We start from the raw sequence: 12237 nt of genomic DNA on the forward strand, positions 1-12237 counted from the left end.
TGATATCATTTTGTCTCTGAATGCGACACCGCTCCACCGTCCCGATGACGGGCACAAAGACAGCCCTGCAAAAAGCCCCATTCCAGACGTTCAGAATTTTTGCTGACGACATGAAAGGACTTCGGAACGAAAGTATCCGTCCATGATCATCTAAATATTTTTTAGGGCGACATTTTCCACCCTACCGGAGACCCTGACAGGGGTTTCCCCCAGCATACTCCGGGTGCTGATAAAGCCGAACTCCATCAGCACAGTCTCAACGCGGACTGCCACCGCCAGTCGGAGCAGCAGTCCGCATAGAGGTCTTCAGCTCAGGCTGGCTTTTACAACCGCATTCGCGCGGCCCATATCTAGGCCCGCGCCGAATTTGGCTTTCAGAGCGCCCATGACCTTGCCCATGTCCTTCATGGTTTCGGCACCGGTCGCAGCAACAGCTTCCTTCACGGCAGCTTCCAGAGCGGCATCATCCATTTCCGGCGGCAGGTAGCCACGGATCACAGCAATTTCCGCTTCTTCCTTCTCAGCCAGTTCCGGACGACCTGCGTCCCGATACATGGTGGCCGATTCGGTGCGGGTTTTGACCATACCGCGCAGCGCGGACAGGCCCTCATCCTCGCTCAGCCCTTCGCTCCCTTTAGCGCGGCCCGCAATCTCAACATCCTTGAGCTTGGCCGTAATCATGCGGATCGTGCCCACACGCGCACTTTCTCCGGCTTTCATTGCCGTCTTGAGATCAGCCATCAGGCGTTCACGCAGGGACATAACCACTCATACTCCATATCATGTACATCAGAGGCCACACCGCACAGGCGTGGCATAAAATCATCACGTGGGAAGAAATTTCCCACCCCAGATTAAAACCCGCATACGCTGGTGGGAAATTTCTTCCCACCCACCCCGCAGACTGCTAAACCATGCGGAACGGGAGGCACAGTCTACCTTATGCCCATTTCAATCGATACCATCATTGCCCGACTTGGCGGGCCGGACGCAACAGCACGCCTGACCGGCGTTGGCACAGAAGCTATCCGCAAATGGCGGCAGGCTCAGGCCATTCCATCCCGCCACTGGCCCGTCATAGCACGGGCCACAGGTCTTTCGCTGACAGATCTGGACCCCGCCAGCCCCACATCCCCGGACCAATCCTCCCCGGCACCGGGAGGCAGCACAACAGGAATACCCATGCCAGACGCCCGCCCGGACGGCGCAACCGCCGCCCTTGTTCTTGCAGACGGAACCATTCTGTGGGGGAAAGGCTTTGGCGCCTTCACGCAGAAACCCGCCCTTGGTGAAATCTGTTTTTCCACCGGCATGTCCGGCTATCAGGAAACGCTGACGGACCCGTCCTTCGCGGGCCAGATCATCACCTTCACCTTCCCGCATATCGGAAACGTGGGCACCACCCCGGAAGATGATGAAGCCTCTCGGATTGCCGCCCTTGGCCTTGTCACCAAGGAAGATCTGACCGAACCCGCCAACTGGCGCGCTACGGAAAGTCTGGACGCATGGCTGAAGGCACAGGGCGTTCCGGGCATTGCCGGCATTGATACCCGCTCCCTCACCCTGAAGATCCGTGACCACGGCGCACAGACGGCGGCTCTGTTCTTCCCGGAAAACGGACAGTTTGATCTGGCCGCCCTGCAGGACGCCACCCGTGCATGGCCCGGGCTGGAAGGCATGGATCTGGCCAAGACCGTGACCTGCAAAGCCCCTTACACCTGGAGCGAAAGCGTGTGGGAATGGTCGAAAGGCACCCGCCCCGCCCCGGAAAACCGCCGCAAGGTTGTGGCTGTGGATTACGGCGCGAAACGCAACATCCTACGCTGTCTGGTCGCTGCGGGCTGTGACGTCACCGTTGTGCCCGCAACAACGACGGCGGAAGAAATTCTGGCGCTCAAGCCCGCTGGCGTCTTCCTCTCCAACGGTCCCGGTGACCCGGCTGCGACCGCTGAGTATGCCGTGCCGGCCATTCAGGGTGTGCTGAACGCTGGTCTGCCGCTGTTTGGCATCTGCCTTGGCCATCAGCTTCTGGCCCGCGCTCTGGGCGGCAAGACCTACAAGCTGGCCCTTGGCCACCGCGGCGCGAACCAGCCGGTGAAGGATCTGGGCACAGGCCGCGTGGAAATCACCAGCCAGAACCACGGTTTTGCGGTGGATGCAGACAGCCTCCCGGACGATGCGCATGTGACGCATGTCAGCCTGTTTGATAGCTCTAACGAAGGTCTGGCGTCTGACCGTTTCCCGGCTTTTTCCGTGCAGTATCATCCGGAAGCCAGCCCCGGCCCGTCTGACAGCTTTTATCTTTTTGAACGGTTTGTCGCGCTGATTGATGCGCACGGCAGCAAGGACTAACGCATCATGCCAAAACGGACAGATATCCGCTCCATTCTCATTATTGGCGCTGGTCCCATTGTCATCGGGCAGGCCTGCGAGTTCGACTATTCCGGCGCTCAGGCCTGTAAGGCCCTGCGGGAAGAAGGCTACCGGGTCATTCTGGTGAACTCCAACCCCGCCACCATCATGACGGACCCCGGCCTTGCGGACGCCACCTATGTGGAGCCCATTACGCCGGACTGCGTTGAACGCATTATTCTGAAAGAAAAGCCGGACGCCATTCTGCCCACCATGGGCGGCCAGACGGCGCTGAACACCGCCATGGCGCTGGATGCCTCCGGCTTCCTGCAAAAGCATGGCGTGGAACTGATTGGTGCCAAGGCCGACGTGATCGACCGCGCGGAAGACCGTCAGAAATTCCGGGAAGCCATGGATGCCATTGGCATTGAAAGCCCTCGTAGCTTCATCGCGCACAGCATGGAAGAAGCGCGGGAAGCCTTCAAGAAAATCGGCTTCCCCACCATCATCCGTCCGTCCTTCACCATGGGCGGTTCCGGTGGCGGTATTGCTTACAACCGTGAAGAGTTTGAGCAGATTGTTGCATCCGGTCTGGATGCCTCCCCCACCACAGAAGTGCTGATTGAAGAATCTCTGCTGGGGTGGAAAGAGTACGAAATGGAAGTTGTGCGCGACAAAGCGGACAACTGCATCATCGTCTGCTCCATTGAAAATATTGACCCGATGGGTGTGCACACCGGGGACTCCATTACCGTCGCCCCGTCTCTGACGCTGACGGACAAAGAGTTCCAGCGGATGCGTGATGCCTCCATTGCCTGCCTGCGCGCCATTGGCGTGGAAACGGGTGGTTCGAACGTGCAGTTCGGCGTGAACCCGGCTGACGGGCGCATGGTGGTCATTGAGATGAATCCCCGCGTCTCCCGCTCTTCCGCACTCGCGTCCAAGGCCACCGGCTTCCCGATCGCCAAAATCGCGGCCAAGCTGGCTGTAGGCTACACGCTGGATGAGCTGAAGAACGACATCACCGGCTCCACCCCGGCGTCCTTCGAGCCGACCATTGACTATGTGGTCGTCAAAATCCCGCGCTTTACGTTCGAGAAGTTCCCCGGCGCCCCGGCTCTGCTCTCCACCTCCATGAAGTCTGTTGGTGAGGCTATGGCCATTGGCCGGTCCTTCACGGAAGCTCTGCAGAAGGGCCTGCGCTCCATGGAAACCGGCCTGCATGGGCTGGACCCGGTAGAGGTACCCGGTGATGGCGGGGAAGACGCTTTCCGCGCAGCCCTCTCCCAGCCGCGCCCGGAACGCATTCTGATGGCCGCTCAGGCTCTGCGTGCTGGCCTGTCTGTTGAAGCCATTAACGAAGCCTGCCGCTTTGAGCCGTGGTTCCTGCGGGAACTGGAAAAAATCGTCCACGCTGAACGCGCTATCCAGAACCACGGCCTGCCGCGTGATGCACAGGGCCTGCGCCGCCTGAAAGCCATGGGCTTTTCCGATATCCAGCTGGCCCGCCTGTCCGGCCTGCAGGAAGACGAAGTCTCTGCCCTGCGGGATCAGGTTGGCGTCAATGCCGTCTACAAACGCATTGATACCTGTGCCGGTGAGTTCGCTTCCAGCACGCCGTATATGTATTCCACGTATGAAGGCGTGTTTGCCCCTCCGGCCTGTGAATCCGAGCCGACCGACCGCGAGAAGATTGTCATTCTCGGCGGTGGCCCGAACCGGATTGGTCAGGGCATTGAGTTCGATTACTGCTGTGTGCACGCCGCCTATGCGCTGCGTGAGGCCGGGTTTGAGACCATCATGGTCAACTGTAATCCGGAGACGGTCTCCACTGACTATGACACATCTGACCGTCTGTATTTCGAACCGCTGACGGCGGAAGATGTTGTCGCGCTGATCCGCAAGGAACAGCAGAACGGCACCGTTAAAGGCTGCATTGTGCAGTATGGCGGCCAGACGCCGCTCAAGCTGTCTCATGCGCTGGAAAAAGCGGGCATTCCGCTGCTGGGCACCCCGGCAGACGCCATTGACCGCGCGGAAGACCGTGAGCGCTTCCAGGCGCTGCTGCACAAGCTCGGCCTGCTTCAGCCTGCCAACGGGATTGCCCGCTCCCCGGCGGAAGCTGAGGATATTGCAGAACGCATTGGCTACCCGGTTGTGGTGCGTCCATCCTACGTGCTGGGCGGCCGGGCCATGGAAATTGTGTATGACCGTGCAGGCCTCCAGCGTTATATGCGCGGTGCCCTTCAGCTTGCCGGGCATGACATTGCCTCCGGCCCCGTGCTGATTGACCACTACCTGAACGAAGCCATTGAAGCCGACGTGGACTGCATTGCAGACGGCACGGACGTGTATGTGGCCGGTGTGATGGAGCACATTGAGGAAGCTGGCATTCACTCGGGTGACAGCGCCTGCGCCCTGCCGCCCTACACCCTCTCCCCTGCCATTGTGACGGAGCTGAAAACGCAGACCGAAGCCATGGCGCGTGAGCTGGGCATCGTCGGTCTGATGAACGTGCAGTATGCCATCAAGGATCAGGAAATCTTTGTCCTTGAGGTCAACCCGCGTGCCTCCCGCACCGTGCCGTTCGTGGCGAAAGCAACGGGCGTCCCGGTGGCCAAGATTGGTGCCCGCGTTATGGCCGGTGCAAAGCTGAGCAGCTTCAATCTGGATGACCGCGCTGTGGTGCCGCATGTGGCCGTGAAGGAAGCCGTCTTCCCCTTCAACCGCTTTGCGGAAGTGGACATCATTCTGGGGCCGGAAATGCGCTCCACGGGTGAGGTCATGGGGCTGGATACGTCCTTTGAGCGCGCTTTTGCCAAGTCTCAGCTGGGTGCTGGCGTGCGCCTGCCCACCTCCGGCACGGTCTTCCTGTCCGTGCGGGAGAGTGACAAGCCGCACCTGCCTGCTCTTGGCCGCCAGCTGGCCAGCATGGGGCTGAAAATTCTGGCCACACGCGGCACAGCCAAAAAGCTGCGCGATGCCGGGATTGAGGTCGCTGTGGTGAACAAGGTGCTGGAAGGCCGCCCGCATTGTGTGGACGCCATCCGCTCGGGTGAAGTGCAGATGGTCATCAACACCGCCCGTGGCGCACAGTCCGTGGCGGACAGTTTTGACATCCGCCGCTCTGCCCTTGTGCTGGGCATTCCGCACTACACCACCATGGCCGGTGCACGGGCTGCAACCTATGCAATTGCGGCAATGCGTGAAGGACCGCTTGAAGTTGCGCCGCTTCAGTCATACTTTAGTGGATCGTTCTGAACAGGAGGGTCGGCCTTAGGGCCGGCCCTCCACGTTCCGCGGGGCAAGCGGCCTGTCTGATGGCATGGCCGCCTGTACCCGTGTTTTTTTATAACTTCCATGCCGGCCAGATCGTCCGGCAGATTTATTCTGGGGACATGTCTTGCAGAAAACTCCGATGACGGAAAAAGGTTTACGGCGGCTCGAAGACGAACTGCGTAATCTGAAATCTGTAGAGCGTCCGGCCATCATCCGCGCCATTGCGGAAGCCCGCAGCCACGGCGATCTTTCGGAAAACGCGGAATACCACGCCGCGCGTGAACGACAGTCCTTTACCGAAGGCCGCGTTCTTGAGCTGGAGAGCATTATCTCCACGGCTGAAGTGATTGACCCCACAAGCCTGTCTGGTGATCAGGTCAAGTTCGGTGCAACCGTCACCGTGGTTGATGAAGATACCGACAAGGAAGCCACCTACCAGATTGTTGGTGTGCATGAAGCGGACATCAAGCTGAACCTGCTGTCCATTTCCTCCCCGCTCGCCAAATCCCTGATTGGCAAGCATGAAGGCGATACCGTTTCCGTCCCCGCCCCCGGTGGTGACCGGACGTATGAGATCCTGTCTGTGAAATTCATCTGAGATGCTGAAGTTTGAGGATATCACCGCCGCGGCGGCGCGGATCAACGGCAGTGTACTCCGCACCCCTACGATTTCCTCTCAGTCTCTCTCGAAAGCGACCGGCGCCGATATTACCCTGAAGCTGGAAAATCTTCAGGCGGTCGGCTCGTTCAAGGAGCGCGGAGCGGCCAACAAACTCGCGCTGCTCTCCGAGGATGAGCGCAAGCGCGGCGTGATTGCCGTCTCGGCTGGCAACCATGCGCAGGGTGTCGCCCGCCATGCCAGCCTGCTGGGTATTGATGCCGTTATCGTCATGCCCAAATTCACGCCAGCGGCTAAAGTGGTGCGCACCCGCAACTGGGGTGCACGGGTTATTCTGGAAGGCGAAAGCTTTGCAGAAGCCCTGCTGTTTGCGCAGGATCTTCAGGCGCGTGAAGGCCGCACCTTCATTCATCCGTATGATGACCCAGCCGTCATGGCCGGTCAGGGCACCTGTGCGCTGGAACTGTTTGAGGATGCCGGACCGCTGGACATGCTGGTCGCCCCCATTGGCGGCGGCGGTCTGCTGGGCGGCTGCTCTGTTGCGGCCAAAGCCATGCGTCCAGAGGTGGAACTGATTGGCGTGCAGGTAGGAAGCTACAATTCGCTCTCCGCCTTCCCCGGCCCGGCTACGCATCCGTCGGGTGGCTCGACCATTGCCGAGGGCATTGCCGTCATGCAGATCGGCCAGCGCCCGGATGAGATTATCCGCAAGCTGGTCTCCAAAGTGCTGGTGGTGCCGGAATGCGCGGTGGAGACCGCTATCACCCTGCTGGCCGAGGGTGCCAAACAGGTAAGCGAAGGTGCTGGCGCTGTCGGGCTTGCTGCCGTCATGACCTACCCGGACCTGTTCCGGGACAAGAAAGTCGCCCTGCCTATCTCTGGCGGCAATATCGACAGCCGCATTCTGGCCAACACCCTTCTGCGCGCCATGCTGCGTGATGGCCGCATCCTGCGCCTGATTATGGAAATTCCCGACCGCCCCGGCGTGCTGGCTGATATTTCCAGAAGCATTGGGGAAGCAGGCGGCAACATCATCGAAGTCTCTCATCAGCGCCTGTTTGCCGCCCCCTCCGTGCAGGCGGCTGAACTTGAAGTGATGATTGAAGCGCGGGACCCGGAACACGCGGCCCTGATTACCAAAGCACTGGGCGAACACTACATCGTTCGCCGCGCTTAACACTTAGGAACCATGCCTGCCGGGCACTTTGTGTCCGGCTGTTTTAGTGGCATAGTCAGGCCATAAAACAATAAGAAGGCATGGTTCTATGAGTGCTTCAGCACCTTCCCAGACAAAACGCCCTGTTATGCTGGTTATTCTTGATGGCTTCGGCTGGAGAGAAGACTCGTCAGATAACGCAGTCCAGCAGGCCCACACCCCGGTTTTTGATGCGCTGTGGGAAAATGGTCCCCGCAGCTTCCTGCGCACCTGCGGGGAAGATGTTGGCCTGCCCAACGGCCAAATGGGCAATTCCGAAGTCGGGCACCTGAATATCGGCGCGGGCCGCGTCGTCATGCAGGAACTGCCACGCATCACCACCGCCATTCAGGATGGCAGCGTGGCCCGAAGTGCTGCCATGACCAGCTTTATCGACACCCTGAAAAAAACCGGCGGCACCTGCCATCTGCTCGGCCTTGTCTCCCCCGGTGGCGTGCATGCACATCAGGATCATGCCGCTGCCCTCGCCCGTATGGTGGCGGACGCTGGCGTGCCGGTGGCGTTCCATGTGTTCACCGATGGGCGTGATACCCCGCCCCGCTCCGCCCAGGGCTATCTGGAAACCCTGCGCGCGGCTCTGCCAAACAGCGTGAAAATTGCCACCGTTTCTGGCCGCTATTACGCCATGGACCGCGACAAACGCTGGGACCGGGTGGAAAAAGCCTACAACGTGATGGTCAGCGCAGAAGGCCCGACAGCCGCCACCGCGCAGGATGTCATCACCAAAGCCTATCAGGCCGATATTTCAGACGAATTTATCGAACCGACCGTACTCGACGGCTATACCGGCATGAAGGATGGAGACGGCCTGCTCTCCTTCAACTTCCGCGCCGACCGCATCCGCCAGCTTCTGGACGCCATGCTGGAGCCGGACTTTGACGGCTTTGCCCGCCATAAGGTTGTGAAATTCTCCACCATTCTGGGCATGACACATTATAGCGACACGCTGGCCGAACGCCTGACGGTGCTGTTCCCGCCGGACTCGCTGGAAAATATTCTGGGGGAAGTCGTCTCCCGCGCTGGCCGCACCCAGTTGCGCATGGCCGAGACGGAAAAATATCCGCACGTCACCTACTTCCTCAATGGCGGGCGCGAAAAGCTGTTTGAAGGCGAAGACCGCATCATGGTGCCGTCCCCCAAGGTCGCCACCTATGACCTTCAGCCGGAAATGTCCGCGCCGGAACTGACGGACAAAGCTGTTGCCGCCATTGAAAGCGGGCAGTACGACCTGATTGTCCTGAACTTCGCCAACCCGGATATGGTTGGCCATACCGGCGTCCTGAAAGCAGCCATCAAGGCGGTGGAAACGGTGGACACCGGCACGGGCCGCATTATCGAGGCCCTCAAAAAACAGAATGGCTCTCTGCTGGTCACCGCCGACCACGGCAACTGTGAGACCATGAAAGACCCGGAGACCGGCGTGCCCCACACAGCCCATACGCTGAACGTGGTCCCGCTGGTGGCCTTTGGGGTTGGCACCAAGACGCTGAAAGACGGCAGACTGGCCGACCTTGCCCCCACCCTGCTGGACATGATGGGTTTACCCAAACCTGATGACATGACCGGGACTTCCCTGCTAACGGACTGAATGCCTTTCGCCCCGCCTCCCAAGCCGTTGCCCCACTCTCTGTCCGCTCAATGCGGGTGGGGAGATCAGGGCTATGGGGCGCGGGGTTTGCGCCTGCTGCCTGTGGGGGTCTTCGCCTTGCTGGCCTGCATCCCGCCAGCACAGGCCGCCACCGCTAAGAAAAACACAACACACACGACGCATAGTGCCACCAAAAGCACGAGCCACCGGGCCTCCGGTCACACAAGTCGTGCGCACTCGTCCTCTTCCGGCACCCGGTCCTCTTCAACAGCATCCCGCACTGCCTCCACCCGTGCTGAGGCCGAGGCTGAACGCTCCGTCAAACAAGCGCAGGCTGCCCTTGCTGCCACGCAGGCCCAGCGGGCCGCCATGGATAAGCAGAAAGCCGAGCAGGCCGCCGCCGTCACGGCGTCCCGCGCTAAAAATGAGGCCGCTCAGGCCGTCGCCGTGCAGAGTGCCGCCAAGGCGTCAGCCCTGTCCGCAGCCACCGTCTCCGCCACCGCGCAGCTTCAAACCACAGAACAGCAGGTCGCAGATCTCGATTCCCGCATTGCCGATCTCCGCAAGGAACAGGCCAGCCTGCGGGATGCGCTGACGGAAGACGCTAAAGCCCTCGCCCCGGTGCTGCCGCTGGCCGAACGCCTGTCCCTGTATCCATCCGATACGCTGCTGGCGGCCCCCGTGCCGCAGGGTGAGGCCGTCACCGGCTTTCTGGTCTTGCGCGGGCTGTCTCGAGGGCTGGAACATCAGGCCGAAGACATGCGCGCCCGGCAGCAAAAGCTGACGGCACTGGATGCTGACCTCACCGCCAAACTCGCAACCCTCGGCCAGTTGCAGGAAACCCAGAGCCGCCAGCGTGATCAGGTCCGGCAGCAGGCCTTAAAAGCCCGTGCGGCCCAGCAGCAGGCCAACGCCGCCGCCCGCGCCGCAGCCGTGCGCCTGCAAAGTGCGACGCAGAAGGCCTCCAGCCTGCAGGACGCTGTCTCCCGGCTGGATGCGCTGCAAGCTGACGCGGAATCCGCCCTGCAAAAAGAAATTGCCGCAGCAGAAAAAGCCCATCAGGCCGCGCGGGATGAAGCCGCCAGACGCCGCGCGCAGGAACGGGCCGACGCCGCCCGGCGCAAAATGGCCGCCATGGCCTCTGCCGCAGGCCCCGGCCTGTCAGACCACCCGCCCGCAGGCGGCGGTACGCGCCCGGTGGTCGGCACGCTTGTCAGCACATGGGGTTCAGCAACCGAATCTGGCCCCGCCACCGGCATCACCTACCGCACCGCACCCGGGGCCAGCGTGCGCACGCCGTGTTCCGGCCGCGTTGATTTTGCAGGGCCGTTCCGCACCTATGGGCAGATGGTCATTCTGAATTGCGGGCAGCATTATCGCTTTGTGATGGCAGGCTTTTCCGGGCTGGATGTGGCGACCGGGCAAGGCTTATCCAAAGGCGCGCCCATCGGGCATATGGGCTCTTCCGGCAGTTCCGGCACCCTGTTCATTCAGCTCCGGCACGGGCAAAAACCCGTTAACCCCGCACCTTTCCTGTAAGGAAAAGCGGACAGACAGTTTGCCTGTCCGGCGGAAGCGGCTAATCTCGCCCAACTGCATGGCGGACACAGGCAGAGCTTTGCGCTACAAGGCAAAGTTAGCCATACGCTGTAACATTCGACAGGACACGACCGCACGGGTTTTTGCACCCGGCGACAGGAGACGAGATCGCATGAAGTTCCGCACAGGTCTGATGCTTGGCGCCACTTTCCTGGCAGGCCTTGCCCTGGCCTCCACCCCCGGAGTGCTGCCCGGCGCAGGCATGCTCGCCTCCCCCGCCATGGCGGAAAAGGCTCCAGACGCCTCTCCCACCAGCAACCATGCCGAAACCTATCGCCTGCTCACCCTGTTCGGCACTGTGCTGGACCTTGTGCGGGCGGATTATGTTGAGCCGGTTTCTGATAAAGACCTCATCACCAATGCCCTCAACGGCATGCTGACAGGTCTTGACCCCCACAGCTCCTACATGACCGAAAAACAGTACGCGGACATGATGGTGCAGATGAAGGGTGAGTTCGGCGGCCTTGGTCTGGAACTCCAGCAGCAGGACGGGCACATCCGCGTGGTCTCCCCCGTGGATGGCACGCCGGGCTTCCGCGCTGGCATCAAGCCGGGTGATTACATTATTGCCGTGGACGGCCACCCCGTGGACGGCACCCCGCTGGATGAAGCCGTGAAGAAAATGCGCGGCAAGCCGAACACCAAAATCACCCTCACGCTGGTGCGCGAGAAAACCCCCAAGCCGATCATCCTGACGCTGACGCGTGAGAACATCCATATCGAGGTGATTAAATCCGCCCTGTATGACCGGATTGGCTATATCCGCATTGCCCAGTTCAATGAGGAAACGGAAAAAGGTCTGCTCAAAGCTTACAACCAGCTCAAGCAGCAGGCTGGTGGCAAACTGGCCGGGCTGGTGCTGGACCTGCGGAATGACCCCGGTGGTTTGCTGAATCAGGCCATTGATGTCTCATCCAGCTTCATCCGCTCGGGCGAGATTGTTTCCACCCGCGCCCGCCACCCCAAGGACAGCCAGCGCTGGGATGCCCACAGCACGGACATTACCGACGGCCTGCCCGTTGTGGTGCTGATCAACGGCGGCTCGGCCTCTGCGTCTGAAATTGTGTCCGGCGCTCTGCAGGACCATCACCGGGCTGTGCTGCTGGGCACGAAGTCCTTTGGTAAGGGCTCTGTGCAGTCCATCATGCCTATTCCGGGCAACGGGGCCATCCGCCTGACAACAGCGCGGTATTACACCCCCTCCGGCCGGTCCATTCAGGGGCTGGGCATCACGCCCGATATCGCCGTGAAGGAAACGCGGGAAGACCCCGGCTTCAGCCTGCATGAAGCAGACCTTGAACATATCCTGAAAAATCAGGGCGGGAACCAGACCAAGTCCTCTCCGCGTACGGACCTGCCTGCCATTTCCAAGGATATTCCGGGTGAACCGCCGGCAAACTGGCCGGAGTTTGACTACACCAAGCCTGCAACGGACTTCCAGCTCCAGCAGGGCCTGCGCGTTGTGCGCTCCATGGCCGGGCTGCCCGCGCCGGACCCGTCTGCCTCCCTGCCCGCCGCCAAGCCTCCGGCCCCGGCGGCTAAGGATGACCACGCGCACCACTAACCCCAACCGGAGCCAACGCC

The 12237-nt window shown here is 61.0% G+C and carries 8 protein-coding genes; 7 read left to right on the forward strand and 1 reads right to left on the reverse strand.

From position 1 onward, the window contains the following. Positions 1-306: 306 nt before the first annotated feature. The gene (locus AD930_RS16310) at positions 307-762 is read right to left on the reverse strand and encodes a GatB/YqeY domain-containing protein (protein WP_043552323.1); all 456 of its coding nucleotides are present in this window, start codon (positions 760-762) and stop codon (positions 307-309) included. 180 nt (positions 763-942) lie between these two features. Between AD930_RS16310 and carA the strand changes: the two genes are divergently transcribed. The 7 genes from carA (at position 943) to AD930_RS16345 (ending at position 12217) form a co-directional block, all read left to right on the forward strand. Continuing rightward, a complete protein-coding gene (gene carA / locus AD930_RS16315; protein ID WP_061507073.1) occupies positions 943-2352 on the forward strand; it encodes a glutamine-hydrolyzing carbamoyl-phosphate synthase small subunit in 1410 nt (469 codons plus the stop codon). Between the two features lie 6 nt (positions 2353-2358). Further along, positions 2359-5613, forward strand: coding sequence for a carbamoyl-phosphate synthase large subunit (gene carB, locus AD930_RS16320; protein WP_061501545.1), 3255 nt, complete (start codon positions 2359-2361; stop codon positions 5611-5613). 142 nt (positions 5614-5755) lie between these two features. Next, positions 5756-6229, forward strand: a complete 474-nt coding sequence (gene greA, locus AD930_RS16325) for a transcription elongation factor GreA (protein WP_043552318.1) — start codon at positions 5756-5758, stop codon at positions 6227-6229. A gap of 1 nt (position 6230) precedes the next feature. Then, complete coding sequence (locus AD930_RS16330) at positions 6231-7427, forward strand: threonine ammonia-lyase (RefSeq protein WP_061507074.1); 1197 nt, start codon at positions 6231-6233, stop codon at positions 7425-7427. An 88-nt stretch (positions 7428-7515) separates the two neighbouring features. Then, the gene (gpmI, locus tag AD930_RS16335) at positions 7516-9054 is read left to right on the forward strand and encodes a 2,3-bisphosphoglycerate-independent phosphoglycerate mutase (protein ID WP_061507075.1); all 1539 of its coding nucleotides are present in this window, start codon (positions 7516-7518) and stop codon (positions 9052-9054) included. Then, positions 9055-10593 (forward strand): murein hydrolase activator EnvC family protein, encoded by a 1539-nt coding sequence (locus AD930_RS16340; RefSeq protein ID WP_082781962.1) that lies wholly within the window; start codon positions 9055-9057, stop codon positions 10591-10593. A gap of 172 nt (positions 10594-10765) precedes the next feature. Further along, a complete protein-coding gene (locus AD930_RS16345; RefSeq protein ID WP_061507076.1) occupies positions 10766-12217 on the forward strand; it encodes a S41 family peptidase in 1452 nt (483 codons plus the stop codon). Positions 12218-12237 lie beyond the last annotated feature (20 nt).

It is taken from the genome of Acetobacter malorum, assembly GCF_001580615.1.
Lineage (GTDB): Bacteria > Pseudomonadota > Alphaproteobacteria > Acetobacterales > Acetobacteraceae > Acetobacter > Acetobacter malorum.